Source organism: Pseudoalteromonas sp. c7(2019), assembly GCF_011378625.1.
Classification (GTDB): Bacteria; Pseudomonadota; Gammaproteobacteria; order Enterobacterales; family Alteromonadaceae; genus Pseudoalteromonas; species Pseudoalteromonas arctica.
Genome location: NZ_WTKS01000001.1, coordinates 163852 through 180849 on the forward strand (window position 1 = coordinate 163852; position 16998 = coordinate 180849).

At 34.1% G+C, this 16998-nt stretch carries 15 protein-coding genes; all 15 read left to right on the top strand.

The genetic code is table 11. The annotated features are described in order from the left end of the window. The first annotated feature begins 2 nt into the window (after positions 1-2). The 15 genes from GQR38_RS00735 (at position 3) to GQR38_RS00805 (ending at position 16997) form a co-directional block, all read left to right on the top strand. A complete protein-coding gene (locus GQR38_RS00735) occupies positions 3-896 on the top strand; it encodes a sulfotransferase (RefSeq protein ID WP_165721457.1) in 894 nt (297 codons plus the stop codon). Then, positions 893-2338: an oligosaccharide flippase family protein gene (locus GQR38_RS00740; RefSeq protein ID WP_165721458.1), complete on the top strand. Its 1446-nt coding sequence runs from the start codon at positions 893-895 to the stop codon at positions 2336-2338. The genes GQR38_RS00735 and GQR38_RS00740 overlap by 4 nt, the downstream gene beginning before the upstream one ends. Before the next feature lie 82 nt (positions 2339-2420). Continuing rightward, positions 2421-4076: an AMP-binding protein gene (locus GQR38_RS00745; RefSeq protein ID WP_165721459.1), complete on the top strand. Its 1656-nt coding sequence runs from the start codon at positions 2421-2423 to the stop codon at positions 4074-4076. After that, entirely contained in the window at positions 4073-5035 is a 963-nt protein-coding gene (locus GQR38_RS00750) for an acyltransferase family protein (protein WP_165721460.1), read from the top strand. The genes GQR38_RS00745 and GQR38_RS00750 overlap by 4 nt, the downstream gene beginning before the upstream one ends. 3 nt (positions 5036-5038) lie before the next feature. After that, positions 5039-6190, top strand: a complete 1152-nt coding sequence (locus GQR38_RS00755; RefSeq protein ID WP_165721461.1) for a glycosyltransferase family 4 protein — start codon at positions 5039-5041, stop codon at positions 6188-6190. After that, positions 6191-7300 carry a glycosyltransferase family 4 protein gene (locus tag GQR38_RS00760; protein ID WP_165721462.1) on the top strand — a complete coding sequence of 370 codons (1110 nt, stop codon included), beginning with the start codon at positions 6191-6193 and terminating at the stop codon, positions 7298-7300. A gap of 1 nt (position 7301) precedes the next feature. After that, a complete protein-coding gene (locus GQR38_RS00765; RefSeq protein WP_277344162.1) occupies positions 7302-8240 on the top strand; it encodes a glycosyltransferase family 2 protein in 939 nt (312 codons plus the stop codon). Beyond that, the gene (locus GQR38_RS00770; RefSeq protein ID WP_165721464.1) at positions 8240-8809 is read left to right on the top strand and encodes a serine acetyltransferase; all 570 of its coding nucleotides are present in this window, start codon (positions 8240-8242) and stop codon (positions 8807-8809) included. Before GQR38_RS00765 ends, GQR38_RS00770 begins: the two co-directional genes overlap by 1 nt. Before the next feature lie 2 nt (positions 8810-8811). Beyond that, positions 8812-9849: a glycosyltransferase gene (locus tag GQR38_RS00775; protein WP_165721465.1), complete on the top strand. Its 1038-nt coding sequence runs from the start codon at positions 8812-8814 to the stop codon at positions 9847-9849. After that, positions 9842-11014, top strand: coding sequence for an O-antigen ligase family protein (locus GQR38_RS00780; protein WP_240917389.1), 1173 nt, complete (start codon positions 9842-9844; stop codon positions 11012-11014). Before GQR38_RS00775 ends, GQR38_RS00780 begins: the two co-directional genes overlap by 8 nt. Before the next feature lie 42 nt (positions 11015-11056). After that, positions 11057-11443 (top strand): 3-phosphoshikimate 1-carboxyvinyltransferase, encoded by a 387-nt coding sequence (locus tag GQR38_RS00785; RefSeq protein WP_165721466.1) that lies wholly within the window; start codon positions 11057-11059, stop codon positions 11441-11443. Between the two features lie 192 nt (positions 11444-11635). Next, positions 11636-13039, top strand: coding sequence for an undecaprenyl-phosphate glucose phosphotransferase (locus GQR38_RS00790; protein ID WP_165721467.1), 1404 nt, complete (start codon positions 11636-11638; stop codon positions 13037-13039). After that, positions 13023-14243, top strand: a complete 1221-nt coding sequence (locus GQR38_RS00795) for an outer membrane beta-barrel protein (protein WP_165721468.1) — start codon at positions 13023-13025, stop codon at positions 14241-14243. Before GQR38_RS00790 ends, GQR38_RS00795 begins: the two co-directional genes overlap by 17 nt. After that, the gene (locus GQR38_RS00800) at positions 14243-14767 is read left to right on the top strand and encodes a polysaccharide biosynthesis/export family protein (protein ID WP_165721469.1); all 525 of its coding nucleotides are present in this window, start codon (positions 14243-14245) and stop codon (positions 14765-14767) included. The genes GQR38_RS00795 and GQR38_RS00800 overlap by 1 nt, the downstream gene beginning before the upstream one ends. A gap of 22 nt (positions 14768-14789) precedes the next feature. Continuing rightward, on the top strand, positions 14790-16997 hold the full coding sequence (locus GQR38_RS00805) for a polysaccharide biosynthesis tyrosine autokinase (RefSeq protein ID WP_165721470.1): 2208 nt from the start codon (positions 14790-14792) through the stop codon (positions 16995-16997). Position 16998: the final 1 nt, after the last annotated feature.

Below are 16998 nucleotides of genomic sequence, written 5' to 3' on the forward strand. Positions count from 1 at the left end.
TCATGAAATGTATATTTATTGGTGGGGCAGATAGAAGCGGTACAACAATGCTTGCTTCTCTGCTTTCTACTATTGACCAAAGTGTTGTAACCCCTGAGTCTTTATTTAAAAATGAAGTTTTAGCTGAACAACCATTTTGTACAAAAATATACTGTGATTTATTGGAAAATAACGAGAGGTTTAAATCTTGGGCACTAGATATTACTTCTCTCAAAAAGGTAGAACATAGTTCGGTTGAAGATTTTTATAGCGACTTAATTGATTTGTATAATGAGAGAAGAGGTGCTCAGTACTGGATTGACCATTCACCTAATAACTTAGTTTATTCTAAATGGCTAAATGATGTTTTTAGTGAATGTTACTTTATACATATAGTTCGTGATGGGCGTGCGGTGGCGCAATCACAAGTCCCACTCGAATGGGGGGCAAATACTTATTTAGACGCATCTAGAGCTTGGAACAACAAAATATTATATGGGTTTATTACTCAAACTTTATTCCCTAATAAAACTATTTTAGTAAAGTATGAAGATGTACTCCATAACGAAGTAAATGAAATAACCAGAATTATGAATTTTTTAAATAACCCAAATATAATTGAATTAACTAACATCAAGAATGAATTTTTACCCGAATTTACTAAATCTCAACATGCTTTAGTCGGGAAAGCGCCTGATGCTAGCCGAGCAAGCGCATGGAAGGGGAAAATGACAAAACAAAACATAGCAGACTTTCAATACTACGCTAAAGATACTTTAAATTTACTTGATTATAAATTAATAGAAACTGATGGTTTTAAAGTAACTAAATTACACTTAATTAAAGAGTATTTAAAAGAAATCTGGTTCAAAAAATTTGTTAACCCAAAAAAATATACAGATAAAAGAAACAAATGACATTAAAAAATAAAATTGTTAGTGGCTCCTTATGGAGTTTTATAGGTAATGTTTCATTTCAATTATCTGGGTTAGTAATATTCATAATTCTATCACGTATATTATCTCCTGTTGATTTTGGTACTGCAGCATTAGCTGTCGTTTTTGTTGAGCTAACAAACACAATTGTTAAGTACGGATTAGTAGAAGTAGTTGTACGTAGTAAAAATAACTTAAATGTAGAGAATAGTATTTTCTTCGCCACTTTAATAATTGGAATAGGTTCGGCTCTATTTTTTATTTTTGCATCTACTTATTTAGAAGTGCTATTTGAAGCTCCAGGCCTTGCAATATCATTACAAATACTTTCAATCGTACCTGTAATGCAAGCATTATCTACAGTACCAGAAGGGTTACTAAAACGTGATTTTAAATTTAAAGCACTTGCTATAAGATTATTATTTTCGTCATTATTTTCCGGTGCTGTAGCTATTTACCTTGCGTATGCAAGCTATGGTTTTTACAGTTTAATAATCCAGAAGATTTTATCAATTTTTTTATCATTATTACTTGTGTGGAAGGCAATTTGCTGGAGGCCTGTATTAAGTTTATCCGTAGGTGGTATTTTAAATACATTAAAACAAGGCCAACCTATATTATTAAGTTCACTGGTTGGGCAGGGAATATTTAGATTTGTTGAACTTATAATAGGTTTTTTTCTAGGAGTAGTTGCATTAGGTTACTTTAAAATTGCAGGTAAATTGCTCGACGTTATTGTGCAATTTACAATAAGACCAATTGTAGATGTCTCTTTTTCAGCATTTGCTACCTTACAAAGCGATAGTAGTGAGTTAGAAGCTTGTTTTATTAAATTTATTACTACAACTGCATTATTTTCGTTACCTATATTTATTGGTGGTTTTATTATTGGTGACGAAATGGTGTACTTAGTTTTTGGCGATAAATGGTCTGAAAGTGGAGTGATATTTTCTATATTATGTTTAAGTGGCTTTAGTGCATCATTTAATTATTTTTTTGCACCACTCTGTCACGCAACTCATAATTCAAACATCCCATTTAAGTTAAGAGTTGTAGAATTTATTATTACGATCTCCGTTGTTAGTTTTTTTTCTCAATACTCAATTTTTCATGTGGTTTTTTCTAATGTTGTTATTGCAAGTATTTTAACTACGAGTATGTTATTTATCTTAGGAAATAAATTTTCTTTTTCTATTAAATCCATGATAATAAGTTTGTCACCAACGATAGTGTCTTCTTTCATTATGGGAGGAGTATTATACCTTGTAGATTATTTTATTTTATTTGAAGAGCAAGCGTTAGTTAAAGTGGTTTTAATTATTCCAATGGGACTGTTGTTTTATTTTGTATTTTACAGGCTTGTATTCCCTGAAGTAGTGTTGGAAATAATAGATAATATTAAAAATTTAAAGAATAAAAAATAGTTTTTTTACAATGCTGGATTTGATTTTTAAGTGGGTTAGTTTAAGTAATTTGAAATCTTAATTTTATAAAATGGAGTTTAAGATGTTTTTTTTAAATCTCGATAGATTCAACGAAAATGTTGCTATAATAAGCGGGTCAGAAGAGATTACATATAGAGAGCTTGCAGAAAAAATAAATAATAATAGTGCTTTGAAAGTTCCTTTTAAGTCATTAGTATTTATAAGGGCAAGTAATGACTTGGAAACAATTATTGCTTATTTAAGTAATTTAGTAGCGGGTAATATTATATATCTATATGACAGTAACAATAAATCAGTAGTTAATAATTTAATTGATATTTATAACCCTAACTATCTATTTGAAAATGGCGAATATACAACACTGCATAGCGACAAGTTATCTTTGCACTCCGAAACTTTACTGCTACTTTCTACTTCTGGCAGTACTGGAACTCCAAAGTTTGTTAGATTAACCGGTTCAAATATTGATAGTAATGCTGAAGCTATTGCTGATTATTTAGAACTAAGACCCTCAGATAGAGCTCTGTTGCATTTAAAGTTACATTACTCTTTTGGGTTGTCAATACTGAATTCGTACATGTCAGTTGGAGCCTCAGTAGTTCTTACAAATAACACTGCTATGGATGAAAGCTTTGGTAAGCTTATAAATAAACATAATATAACTAGTTTTTCAGGCGTTCCATTTATATTTCAGACACTTGATAAGATTTCCTTTGATTTGAGCCAGTACCCTTCTTTAAGGCAAATAACCCAAGCTGGCGGGAAGATGTTTAAAGATGATGTACTAAGATGGAGTAAAGAATCTAATAAAAACGAAATAGAATTTTTTGTTATGTATGGGCAAACTGAAGCTGCACCAAGAATATCTTATTTACCTCCTAAGTATGTAGAACAGTACCCAGATTCTATAGGGTTTGCAATTCCCAATGGAGAAATTTTACTAGTTGATGATAAAAAGAATATTATCAGAGAGCCTAATGTTGAAGGGGAACTTGTCTATCGTGGTCCAAATGTTATGCAAGGCTATGCTTCATCTCTAGATGACTTGAGCAAAGACAAGGTTGTTTCAGAATTATATACTGGTGATATAGCGAAGTTTAATGATTTAGGGTTGTTTACTATAGTAGGGAGGAGTTCACGATTTGTTAAGTTATTTGGTATCCGCATAAACTTGGACGATTTAGAAGAGTATTTTAATAGCCTAGGTCAGGATGTTGTTTGTACCGGAGATGATACTAAAATTATAATAGCACATACAGGAGTGCCAAACCCAAATGCTGCTATAAGTAAGCTTTCAAAAAAAATAAACATACCTGAAACATGTTTTCAAAATATGCAACTAAAAGAAATGCCAATCTTGTCTAATGGTAAGGTGGATTACAAATCTATTAAATCTTTAGCGCATAAAAATAACAAAAATCATTTTAGAATATTTAAATTTATTTTTACTAAGTCTTTTTGGAAAGATTACTTTAAAGAACTTTTCACTACACTAGGGTTTCTAGATAAAAGCTTAACTGTTAAAAAACTTTTTTTTCGCGAATTCCCAGATAACACTAGTGAAACAGCTTCATTTAAAGACCTAGGCGGTGATTCTATGACATATGTGACAATAAGCATGGAATTAGATGAAATAATTGGTTTTCTTCCAGAGCACTGGGAATCATTAAGTATCAAAGATTTAATCGAACTTGAAGCTAGGGGAGGTGAGCTATGAAAACAATGGATGTGAACTTATTTATAAGAGCTCTAGCAATTATTTCTGTTGTTTTTAATCATGCTTATATAGATAGGTACTATGAAGCTTATGGTTCAGTTGAAGAAATATTTTTTGGTCTATCTTTAGCTGGAGGAGCTAATGTTTTATTACTAATTTCAGGCTTTAACTTTGCTGAATTTATAATGAGTAAAAGTGATGTTTCATCCTTAAAAATTTCACTGGTTAGGTTTGCAAAAAAAATAGCAATACCTTCTTTACTTTTAACTGTTTTTTTCTTTGTTATTTTATCGAAATTCAATATATATGAATTATTATTTATTAGAAATTTCGTAGATAATGATAGGATTTCTAAGTTCCCAATATGGTATCCGCAGGTGATGCTGCAGATGCTTTTAGTTCTTTACCTTGTTTTACCATTGGTATTTGGATCTATTAAGAGCAAACCTTGGGTTTTATCCTTGTTATTTTTAATGACGACTATTTCCTCAGCTTTAATTGGTATTTATATATTTGAGTTAGATATGCTTGAATATAAAGTCCCACAATTGTACGCATGGGTTTTTGTTATGGGGTGGGTTTTTTATTATGCAAAAGTTAGTGAGTCACTCTTAAAGAAGGTCTTTGCTTTTATGATATTAACTTTTTCCTGCTTATTAATCATAGGCCCATACGACCTTAATTTTTATTGGCTCTGTTCCGCAGGGTATCTATTAATTTTTTATAAAACCATTGTTATTGGTAAGCATTTTAAAAAAATACTTACGTTAGTAGCTCAAGCAACTTTTATAATTTTCTTATTTCATCGATTTTTCTTTGAAGTATTAGAAAAGTTATCTCCCTTTAGTTATGGATATTTAACTTTATTCTTTTTTAGTATCGGTGCAACTATAATGTTGTGGGCATCAGCTACCTCATTTAGTAGGGTTTATAAGAAAAACTTAGAGAGCGTTGGGTAATTAATGAAAATACTAATGTTAACATGTCAGTACATGCCAGATGTATTTGGTGGAGCTGAAAAACAATGCGGGCGAGTTTCTAAAGGAATCCAAACTGAGGGAGTTGATGTTCACATATTAACATCACGTCAAAAGTTTAAAGGCAAAGCAAAGGAGGTAATGAACGAAGTACCAGTAACGCGTTTATATTCGCCCATAGCACCTGACTTACTTGGTCGCTGGTTACCCTTTTCGGTATATTGGTTAATACGGGTATTAATTTGGGGTATGTCTAATAATAAAAGCTTTGATGTAATACATTGTCACCAAGGTAAGTTTGGTGCTTTTGTAGGTTGCTGCTTGGCACGTTTATTTAAAAAGCCAATATTAATTAAGGTAGGTAACTCTAACCAGTTCATGGATTTCAAAGCATTAAAAGCTAAAAAAGTTATTGGGCCAATAATGGCTGATTTTGTATTAAAAACAAACCCTACAATAGTCGCAATATCGGGTGTTATCGCCCAAAACTGTAAAGAGTTTGGCTTTAAAAATATTATTAATATACCAAATAGCATTGATAAAAGCTTAATTAATGTTGATAGCCCAGTTTTAAAGGATAAAAATGATTCTGTAATAAATCTTTTTTATCATGGTAGGTTAGAGCAAATTAAAAAAGTAGATGTATTAATGGAGGCGTTTGCATTGCTTACTAAGAAGCATGATCAAGTGCATTTTCATTTAATAGGCAGTGGTAGTGTACTACCTAGAGCAAAAAAATATATTGAGATAAATAACCTGCAACACAAAATAACATTTTATGGTGAGGTTGACGACCCGGTAAACTTTATTAAGCAATTTGATATTTTTGTAAATGCCTCGGAGGCTGAAGGATTTTCGAACTCATTACTTGAGGCTTTGTTAGCTGGAAAGGTATTAGTGTCGACACCTGTAAGTGGAGCAAGCGATGCCATTTTTACAGATAAAAACGGTTATATTGCAACTGGCTTTAGTGCAGTTGAAATTGCTAAAAGTACAGAAGATGGCATTGCATTACATTATAAAAATAATGGTGAAGTGCAAGCTTTTTCTGAGCAATTAATAGCATCTAACTTTACAGTAGATGTAATAGCTAAAGAATACGTAAAGCTTTATAAAAAATTACTTGGAGCTTCATAGATGAAGGTTTTAATAGGGATGACGCGTTCGGATACTATTGTATCTGGTTCATTTAAACATATTTGCCAAATTGGCGAAAAGTTTAGAGACGAAGGTGCAGAGGTTGTATATGCACTAGGTGGCGACGGCGATGCGATAACTAAATTGCGAGCAGCTGGTTTTAAAGTGCATGCTTTAACTAATTTAAAAAGAGATTTAAGCCCGCTGAGCGACATTTGGTCATTGTTAAAATTAATATGGTTAATTATTTCAGAAAACCCACAAGTTTGTTCTTGGCATACAGCTAAAATAGGTGCGCTTGGGCGTATAGCTGCAATGCTTACTTTTAAACGCTCTTATTATGTTCCTCATGGTGTGCCTTTTGTTAATACACCCGAAAATAAGGGCTTTAAAAAATATGAGCGACTTGAAAAGTTACTATCTTATTTACCTTCAAAAATAATAGGTGTGTGCGAGTTCGATAAAAATGAATATTTACGAATAGGCGTGCCCGACAAAAAGTTGTTAGTGATACGTAACGGTATGCTCGGCAAATTTAACGATACGTGGGAGCTAACCGACAAACCCGTTAATTTTATAACTGCGGCTCGTTTTGAAGATCAAAAAGACTACACTACGCTCGCTCAAGCGTGTGGTTCTTTATTAAGCCAAGGTAAACCCTTTACTTTAAGCATATATGGCGATGGTCAGTACGAAGCTAAAGTAAAGCAGTTGTTTTCTCATTTTCCTGAGGAAGTAATAAACTTTTGTGGCGTGGTTGACAACTTTGCTGAAAAACTAACTCAAGCTGATGTATTTATACTTTCTAGCTTTTGGGAAGGCTTACCACGAAGTATTATTGAAGCAATGGCATGTAAAAAAGCAGTAATTGCATCTGATGTTGGTGGCTGCTCTGAGCTAATAACAGAGGGCGAATCGGGCTATTTAATCCCTATTCGTGATGCATCTACAATGACCAATGCTATGAGTGAATACATTAATAACAAAGCCAAAACAGTGTCACATGGTGATGTTGCTTATGAATTGTATAAACAAAAATACTCGCTACCTGTAATGCTAGAGAGCTACGCAAAAGAATATGGCGTAATAAAAAATGGTGTAAATAATTAATATGCCTATTAAATTATCACTTATATGCCCTGTTTATAAAGTGGCTGAATTTATACCTGACTTAATGCAAAGCTTACTGCAAGGTGTTAATAGCGATCAAGTTGAGATTATTTTTGTTGACGATTGCTGCCCCGAAAATTCAATAAGCCTGTGCGAAAGCTTTATTTTAGAGCATAAATCAAACATAAAATTTAATTCAACAATAATTAAGCAACCCATTAATAAAGGCCAAGCTGCTGCTCGCAATGCCGCATTGCTAATTGCAGAAGGCGAATATATTGGCTTTATAGATTCTGACGATGCAATTGCATTCAATTATTGGGATGTACTCTCATCTTATGTAACAGTCGGGGCAAAGGATATAATTGAGTTCGCTTTTGAAGAGTTTAACTCTGTTTTACCGTTAAGTGTTAGCAATACAGTTATTGAGACTGAGTCCACTAATACAGTGTTATTTGACACTGGTTTTTTTGTTTGGACAAGGTTATATAAGAAAGAAATGCTCAAAGGTCTTAAATTTCCAGAGGGTGTAATCTATGAAGATATTTATTACAACATTTATGCATTTTCTATGGCTGAATCAATATTGAGACTTTCTAATACTCTTGTTTATTATCGAAAAAGAGCAGGTTCTACCACAAGTAGTAGAACATCATCGTACTCTAATTTATTGCTTAATATGACGAACGCAGTTAAAGCAACATTAAATAGCTTTGATAATAAAAAAGAGGTTGTTGCTCAAGTTGCAAGATACTCTCTGCTAGTGAGTTTAAAAGGGTATACGATTAAAGATCGCCTAGACCGAAAATTATTTTTTAAAAACTGTAAACATATAAACGCAGCTTTTAAAAATACTTTTAACAAATACAATAATTCGCTAGTAGCAAAGCTTAAGTTTATAGCTTCTAGATTTATTTGTTATGTGGGAAGGTTTCTATAATGAATTTATCGCAAATAAAAATTTTAGTTAAGTCTGACTTATATAGATACACGAAAAAAACAAACAAAAAAGTATTTATTAAATACTTAATAAAAAACAGCTATTTTAGATTTCAAGTGTATTTAAGGATGTCTAAAATAAACGGTACTATATTACCTTTTGTATTTAGGTTACTTAAAGCAGGCTTGGGGAAAAAAGTTAATATACAGCTAAATTGTAATGTACCTATAGGCTACGGTTTGTACATACCCCATGGTAATGTTGTTATTAACTCTCAAGCAACAATAGGAAACAATTGCAGTTTGTTACAGTTTGTATCTGTTGGTGCAATACATAATGGCAAGTCTGCAACTATTGGTAATAACGTTTATGTAGGACCTAATGTAAATTTAGTTGGAGATATTTGCGTTGGAGATAATTCTGTTTTGGGTGCAGGCGCTGTAGCAGTAAAAAGCATCGACAGTAGTAAAGTTGTTGTTGGAGCGCCATGTAAGGTTATTAAAGATGTAATTGATATAAACATGTACTGCGATAACTTATGTGATGATACTTGGGCAAGGAAGCTATAAAAATGAAAAAAATAGTACACATTACAAACGATCTACAGCGTTTAGGCGGTGTGCAGCGCTTGCTTGTTGATTTAATGACGCTACAAAACAGTGACTTTAAGTTTGAAGTGATTTTAACACGTGGTAAAAACGAATACGTTGATGAGTTAAAAACTTTAGGGGTAGAGGTATTCCATAAAAACGACTTAGGTTTTTTTGGTGTTATAAAGCGCTTAAATACAGCGGATTTAGTGCATACCCATTTATACCCATCAATCTATATTGCGTACTTTACAAATACGCCAACAATAGTTACAGAGCATAACCCACATTACAGGCGCCGAGATTTACCTTTTATAAAAACCCTTGAAAGCGTTATTTATAAAAAGTTTAAAAAAATCATTTGTATATCTGAAGGTGTTAAAACTAAATTTTTAGAAAGCATTAAAGTTAGTAGCTCAAAAGCTTATGTTATAAATAATGGCGTTAATTTAGAGCGATTTTCTCAAACGGCTAAAACACTAAGTGCTGACTCAAAAGTTATTAATATAGGTATGGTTGGACGATTTGCACCACAAAAAGATATTAAAACCTTACTAAAATTAATGACTCTGCTTGATGATCGGTTTGTACTTAATTTAGCGGGCGATGGCGAACTAAGGTCTGAGTATGAAGCTTTCGCTTTAAGCCTAGGTGTAAGTAATAAAGTTAAATTTTTAGGCCAAGTTAACGATATACCCACTTTTTTAGATTCACTAGATGTATATATACAATCTTCCCACTGGGAAGGGTTTGGTATTGCAGTAGTAGAGGCAATGGCAGCCGGGCTCCCATCATTTGCCACTAATGTTAAAGGTTTAAATAATGTAGTTGTTGAGCAAGGATTGTTTGAAGTAGGCGATGCACATACATTAGCTGCTAAAATAAACACGTTGGTTGATGATACTAATTATTATAATGAACAATCTGTAGCAGCGCTTAAAAAGGCTGCGAGTTTTTCAATTAAAAATACAGCTATTGAGTACACTAAAATTTACAGAAGTGTATTAAACAATGTTTAGTATTAAAGTTAAAAGCCTTGAATATGTACTTTTTGTGATTAGTGCCATGGTAATACCATTGTACTTTACTGACTTTAGGTTAGACGCTGGTGGTCTTATTGTAAGGCTATCTGATATTTTAGCCTTATTTTCGATTTCTATTTTTTTATTACTATTATTAAAAAATAAAATAGCAATTAAGTATCCCGTTGGTTTTAACTATATATGTATTTTTGTAATCTATTGTTTTTTTAATGCGCTAGCGCAGGTGGGTTTAACTAAGGCCATTATTGCTACTGTACAGTGGATGCTAATTCTTTTTACTTTAGTTGTGGTATATACAAATGCGGTGAAAAACCCAGAAAAGTTTAGAGCGATTTTTATAAAAACTTTACTAGTTATATGTTTTGTTACGCTGGTTTATCACTTAATGCACGGTCACTTAACAAGCTATAAGTTTTTAGGTGACGCTAGATATTCTTTTGCATTGACTGGGGTTATACTTTTAAGCTGTGCTTATTATTTTGACGATAAAAGCTACTTAAAGCCATTGATGTTTTTATACCCAGTGATATTGCTCTCTCTAGAGCGAAAAGGGATTTTGGCATTTCACCTGGTTGCCTTTTTTTATATTTTTATTAGTTTAAAGCCATTATTAAAATTTGTTATGTTAGCGTTGTGTAGTTTAACTTTATTGCTGTTGGCGTTATTTTACGATTTGTCGTTTTTAAATACATTTACTTTTTTTGAATATTCAGATCTCGAAATGCTCTACCTAGATGAAGAGCAAGCTTTATGGATATCTAACCTGCACAGACAATCTTTAGTTACAAATGGCTGGGATATATTTACCACGCATTTTATTTTTGGTGTAGGGCCAAAAATGCTACCAGTGTATATGGGAGAATTTTATATAAATCAAGGGCTTGCCCTTTATACGCACAATGTTTTTTTAGATACATTAATCGAGCAAGGATCAGTTGGATTATTTTTATTAATTTTGCCTTATTTCATTTATGTTGTTCATGGTCCCAGTCTAAAAAAACCAAAAGATAAAGCGATGTTTTTTGCTTTATGCTTATACTCTGTTTTTATGTTGTTTTTTATGTCTGGCGGTGCGCCTTCAATGATTATTTTTTACTTACCTATTTTTAAAGGCTTTATTGCTAATAAGGCGAGCAATTAAATTGTTGCATTTAATTAAATATTTAACAGAGTGGAATAGTTAATGCCTACTTTATCTGAAGACCCAGCGATAAGAAGCTTACTAAATAGAATGCCCAAAGGTGTGCAAAATAGCTTTACTGAAGAGCAGTTGTCTCACCTAAAAATAGCTATTGGCGCTAGGCAGTGGGGTGCTCATACAGTTGATTGCAGAGGCGTTGTTAGATTATTTAAATACAGATATTACTTTGTATTATTAGCGGGTCGTAATAGGCGGCAATTAAGTGCTACCGAAAAAAAAGCCTCTGCTATAGCCCAAGCCACAGTAGTTACTTTAGGGTTTTTTATACTGCTACTCTTAATTTATTTATTAAAATCGGCGTTAGGTATTAACCTGTTTGAAGGTTTTTCATTAGGTATATGGAGTTATGTTAAAAGTTTATTTTTATAGTTTAAATATAAACAAAATTTAAATGTTTATATTTGTTTATATTTTATCATTCATAGGTTAATTTGGCTGCGGACTGTTACACTAATTTAAGTTTTTAGAGCGGCATTATTGAATACAGATAAGTAATACGTTAATATTAATTTATAACTATGTGGATATTTATTCACTGTACTTTACTTAGGGACTAAAAGTATGAAGTCGTCAAGGACGTTTAAGCCTAATAGCTCATCCGATGCTAGTTTTTATCGTTTATTCGATATATTTGCTTTATTTTTAGCCTTTCAATGCTCTGCGCTCTTTTATAGTTTTGAGCTGACAGCTCATTATATGGTGGCGGTTTTAACTGTTGCATTAAGCTTTTTATACTGCGCCGAAATATTTTCTGCTTATCGCTCTTGGCGTGCTGGTAAATTTAAAACTATGGTCTTATGTGCTTGGGGCTCTTTATTTGTTGCCTTTAGTATTCTATTTATTATATCTTTTATGTTTAAGTTTACCGAATCGCTTTCGCGTATTGGCTTAGGTTTATGGTTTTTACTTAGTGTGGTTTATTTGTATATATGGCGCTTTGGGGTGCAATTATATAAACGAAATCGCCGTAGTTTAGGCATGAACTTACGTAACGTTGCAATAGTAGGTGCTACAGAGTCTGCGGTTTATTTGTATGACGAGATAGAAAAAAACGATGAGCTTGGTTTTAAGTTTTTAGGCTTTTTTGATGACCGTAAACCAGAGCGACTATTTAATAATGTTAAAACGTACGAAATATCCGGAACTATTCAAAACGCTATATGTGCTGCCCGCGAAGGCAAAATTGACATACTTTATATAGCACTCCCAATGAAAGCCGATAAGCGTATAGCCGATTTGTTATTGCAGCTTGGCGACACCACGGTAGACGTACACTTTATACCTGACTTTTTACTCTCAAACTTAATACATGCCCGTGTTGAACACGTTGGCGATGTAGACACACTAAGCGTTTTTGAATCTCCTTTTATTGGTGCTCGTGAGTTTATTAAACGCACCGAAGACATAATCGTGTCGTCCATTATTTTACTGCTTATATCTCCTATGCTTATTGCTATAGCGTTTGCTGTTAAGTTTACTTCAAAAGGGCCTGTAATATTTAAGCAAGACCGTTATGGGCTTGATGGGCGTAAAATTAAAGTATGGAAATTTCGCTCAATGTCGGTAACCGAAAATAGTGCAGTGGTGACTCAAGCCACCAAAAACGATGCCCGTATTACAAAGTTGGGTGGGTTTTTACGCCGTACTAGCCTTGATGAGTTACCACAATTTATAAATGTGTTAAAAGGCGATATGTCGATAGTAGGCCCTCGCCCACATGCAGTTGCCCACAACGAAGAGTATCGCAAAAAAGTTGAGTTTTACATGTTTAGGCATAAAGCTAAACCAGGCATAACCGGATGGGCACAAATTAATGGTTGGCGCGGCGAAACCGATACGCTTGATAAAATGGAAAAACGTGTTGAATACGATTTACATTACATAAAGCATTGGTCTTTATGGTTAGATGTTAAAATAATTTTTATGACAATTTTTAAGGGATTTAAAAATGCAAATGCATACTAAAAAATCAGTTATACCTTGTGCTGTAGTTTTATTTTCGGCAACGTTGTCTGCTCCTGCATTGGCCGAATTTACGCCAGGCAGCTTTATGACCAAAGATGGTGCCGAAATTACTCCGGTTTTGCAAACAGGCTTAAGCATTAACGATAACATTTTTAATACACCAACCGACGAAGAGTCACGCGTAATTTGGACTATTTCGCCAGGGGTTGCAGCTGTAATAGACGATGGCCCCGACAGTTATAAATTAAACGTCGGTACCAGTAGCTCTTTATATAATAAAGATTCTGTTGATAACTTTACGCAAGTTAATTTGGGTGCTGGTGTACATAAAGAGCTTACCAGCCGACACATTTTTGATATAAACGGCACAGCTGATTGGTTGTATGAGCCACGTGGCGCTGGTTTAACGCAGGGCTTGGGCGATATTGTTGACGAGCTAATAAAATACCAACAGCAAGATATTACCGGTACTTATCAGTTTGGTTCGCAAACATCTAAAGCACAATTAGAGTTGGTTTCTGGCTTTTACAGTAAAAAATATCAAAATTTTAGAGCTACATCACAATATCGTGATTACGATAAAACGTTAGTTGGTGCAAAAGGGTATTATAACACGCAAGCTGCAACACGAATGTTTGTAGAGGTAACCCGCGATGACTACCGTTACGACGTTTTAGAGTCTAATGGTGTTTCACGTAACTCTGACGATATTAAAGTACTTTTTGGTTTGGAGTGGGAAGCAACGTCACTTACCTCAGGGTCATTTAAGTTTGGTTACCAGAACAAAGACTTTGACGATAACCAACGTGAGAGCTTTAGTGGCTTAAGCTGGGAGGCTGGCATTACTTGGCAACCTTTAACCTATTCTACGTTTGACTTTACAACCAGTAGAGCGGCAACCGATCCACTGCTTGAAGGCGATTACATTAAAGAAAGCACTTACGGCGTTAAATGGAAGCACGATTGGAGTGATTACTTAGCCTCTGTAGCAAGTGTGAGCTATATAGATGAGCAATACACTGGCGATATTGGGCGCAACGATGATACAAAAAGCGCTCGACTTGGCTTAAATTATCAAGCTAATAACTTTGGCTTAATCTCGACTTATGTTGACTTTGTTGATAAAAACTCAAACCAACCATTAATTGAGTTTGACCGAGTAATAGTAGGTATTAATTTTACATTTGCTTTAAAGGCTAATTAATGAATTGTAAATTTTTTTTTAGTGCTGTTTACTTATTTTTAAGCGCAACTTGTTTTGCACAAACGGCGCAAGACTATGTATTAGGCCCAGGTGACAAGGTAGAAATAAAAGTATTTGGTGAGCCCGATTTAGAGGTAACTGCGCTACTAGGTAATAGTGGAGAGGTTAATTACCCATTTTTAGGGGCGCTTAAACTTGCCGGGCTAACTACCTTTGAGGTTGAAAAGTCAATTGTTAATGGTTTGCAGCCTGATTATTTAAAAACCCCAAGTGTATATGTTCAGGTTGTTGAGTATAGGCCTTTTTATATACATGGTGAGGTTAAATCTCCAGGTGCTTACCCTTACCAGCCAGCTATGACAGTTAACCAAGCTGTTGCATTAGCGGGTGGCTTAACTGAGCGGGCATCAACCGATAAAATTTATATTTTTAAAGAGCAAACTAAGCAGCAGCAACAAAAAGGCACTCTTAACAGCCAAATTGCAGCAGGCGATACAATAAAAATAGAACAACGCTTGTTTTAAGCAGTTTTAAAGGCAGTAAATAATGAATAAGTTTGAGAATAATTCAATTGATAGTGAAGATGTTATTGATTTCACTGTTTATCTAAAAGTTATACAGCGTGCTAAATGGCGTATTATTGGCTTTTCGGTAGTCGTTACGTTGTTAACAATAATGTTTGCTTTAACACTTGTGCCGCAATATACGGCGTCTGCTACTTTACTTATTGAATCAGAGCAATCTAAAGCGGTTAGTTTTGAAGAAATTTATGGTCTTGATACCACAAAAAAAGAGTATTACCTAACGCAGTTTGAAATACTTAAGTCTGACAGTATTGGCCGAGAAGTAATTACTAAGCTTAATTTAGAAGAACATGGTGATTTTATTCCTAAGCCTAGCTTAATGGGCGAAGTTAAAGGCTATGTGAAAGGCTTACTGCCTTTTTTAAATAAAAACGAAGAAAGATATTTATCTGCAGAAGAAAAAGCAGAGCAAAAAATGCTTTTTTTACTGAGTATTTATAAATCTAAGCTAGGTATTGAACCAATCAGAAATACCCAACTAGTAAATATAAGCTTTGAGTCGAGCGATCCCGCGTTAGCCGCTTTAGTTACCAATGCTGTAGGCGATATATACATAGAAAGCCAAATGCGTGCCAAAATGGGAATAACTCAACAGGCTTCCAGTTGGTTAAACTCGCGGTTATCGCAACTTCGTATTCAGCTAGATGACTCAGAAGAGCGCTTACAAAACTTTAGAGAGGATCAGCACCTTATTGATATTGAAGGTATAGCAGGCCTTGCAACACAAGAGCTTGAGCAAATATCGGCTCAGCTAATTGAAGCGCGCAACGAAAAAAACAAGCTTGAGAGCATTAACAGAGTTATAACTGAATACGGTAACAATAATCTTGAGTTATTAGGTAGTATGCCTGAAATAACATCGCATAATGTTATTCAAAACGTAAAACGTGACGTGGTTATCGTTGAGCGTAAATTAAGCGAGTTAAGTGAAGTTTATGGCCCTAAACACCCTAAAATAATATCGGCTAGTGCTGAGCTTATTACCGTTAAAAATAATCTTAATAAACAAATTAAAGGCCTAATTACGGGTATTGAAAAAGAGCTCAATAGGGTTACAAGAACCGTAAGTGCCCTTGAAAATGATTTGAGTAATATTAGAGCGCGTTACCAAGATATTACCCGTAAAGAAACTCAATATAACCAGCTAAAACGTGAAGTAGAAACAAACCGCAATATATTTAATACGTTTTTATCACGATCTAAAGAAACCGAAGTAACAAGCGATTTTACCTCTGCTGCAGCGCGTTTTACCGACCGAGCTTATGCACCAAATAACCCAAGTAAACCTAATAAAAAGCTTATTGTTGTGCTTGCATTTGTAGCGAGCTTTATTTTTGCAATAGTTATGAGCTTTATTTTTGATGCCCTTAACGATACCGTTAAAACTAAACCTGATGTTGAAAGCAAGTTAGCTCAACGAATGCTTGGCTTATTACCGCAGGTAAATTTACCTAAAAAAAGCGTTTTGCCTATGCATGCATATCTTGACGAAACGTATAGGCGCTTTGCAGAGTCAGTACGAACATTTCGTACCAGTTTACTTTTAACTCAGCTTGATAAACAGCATAAAATAATTGCGGTTACTTCCACAGCACCAGGTGAAGGTAAAACAACTACATCTTCTAATTTGGCAATATCTTTAGCTCAAATGGGTAAAGTATTGCTAATTGATGGTGACTTACGTAAACCAACTATCGCTAAGCGATTTGAAATACCGGTTTATCATCCTGGTTTAACAAATTTAATAGTGGGTACAGAAGAGCTTAGTGAATGTGTTCACATTGATGAAAAATCAGGTGTAGTAATAATGCCAAGCGGGCAAATACCAAGTAACCCACTTGAGTTATTATCAAACATTAAATTTGCACAGTTGATTGAACACCTTAAAACTCAGTACGACCACATAATTATTGATACACCACCAACACAAGCTGTGAGTGATGCATTAGTAATAGCTCAAAGTGCTGATTCGGTAATATATGTTGTAAAATCAGACGTTACACGTATAAAACCAATTAAGGCAGGCCTTGAGCGGTTATTTGAGGTAAAAGCGCACGTAGCGGGTGTGGTGCTAAATCAGGTGGATATGAGTAAGTCTAACGATGAGCATAGCTATGGTTATTACGACTACCACGATTATTCTAAAAAACCTGAACCAGAAAATACTTAAC

Coding starts and splice junctions, on each gene's coding strand:
- GQR38_RS00745 (WP_165721459.1), top strand. CDS start 2,421: ATGTTTTTTTTAAATCTCGATAGATTCAACGAAAATGTTGCTATAATA.
- GQR38_RS00805 (WP_165721470.1), top strand. CDS start 14,790: ATGAATAAGTTTGAGAATAATTCAATTGATAGTGAAGATGTTATTGAT.
- GQR38_RS00770 (WP_165721464.1), top strand. CDS start 8,240: ATGAATTTATCGCAAATAAAAATTTTAGTTAAGTCTGACTTATATAGA.
- GQR38_RS00800 (WP_165721469.1), top strand. CDS start 14,243: ATGAATTGTAAATTTTTTTTTAGTGCTGTTTACTTATTTTTAAGCGCA.
- GQR38_RS00750 (WP_165721460.1), top strand. CDS start 4,073: ATGAAAACAATGGATGTGAACTTATTTATAAGAGCTCTAGCAATTATT.
- GQR38_RS00780 (WP_240917389.1), top strand. CDS start 9,842: ATGTTTAGTATTAAAGTTAAAAGCCTTGAATATGTACTTTTTGTGATT.
- GQR38_RS00760 (WP_165721462.1), top strand. CDS start 6,191: ATGAAGGTTTTAATAGGGATGACGCGTTCGGATACTATTGTATCTGGT.
- GQR38_RS00755 (WP_165721461.1), top strand. CDS start 5,039: ATGAAAATACTAATGTTAACATGTCAGTACATGCCAGATGTATTTGGT.
- GQR38_RS00775 (WP_165721465.1), top strand. CDS start 8,812: ATGAAAAAAATAGTACACATTACAAACGATCTACAGCGTTTAGGCGGT.
- GQR38_RS00790 (WP_165721467.1), top strand. CDS start 11,636: ATGAAGTCGTCAAGGACGTTTAAGCCTAATAGCTCATCCGATGCTAGT.
- GQR38_RS00740 (WP_165721458.1), top strand. CDS start 893: ATGACATTAAAAAATAAAATTGTTAGTGGCTCCTTATGGAGTTTTATA.
- GQR38_RS00785 (WP_165721466.1), top strand. CDS start 11,057: ATGCCTACTTTATCTGAAGACCCAGCGATAAGAAGCTTACTAAATAGA.
- GQR38_RS00765 (WP_277344162.1), top strand. CDS start 7,302: ATGCCTATTAAATTATCACTTATATGCCCTGTTTATAAAGTGGCTGAA.
- GQR38_RS00795 (WP_165721468.1), top strand. CDS start 13,023: ATGCAAATGCATACTAAAAAATCAGTTATACCTTGTGCTGTAGTTTTA.
- GQR38_RS00735 (WP_165721457.1), top strand. CDS start 3: ATGAAATGTATATTTATTGGTGGGGCAGATAGAAGCGGTACAACAATG.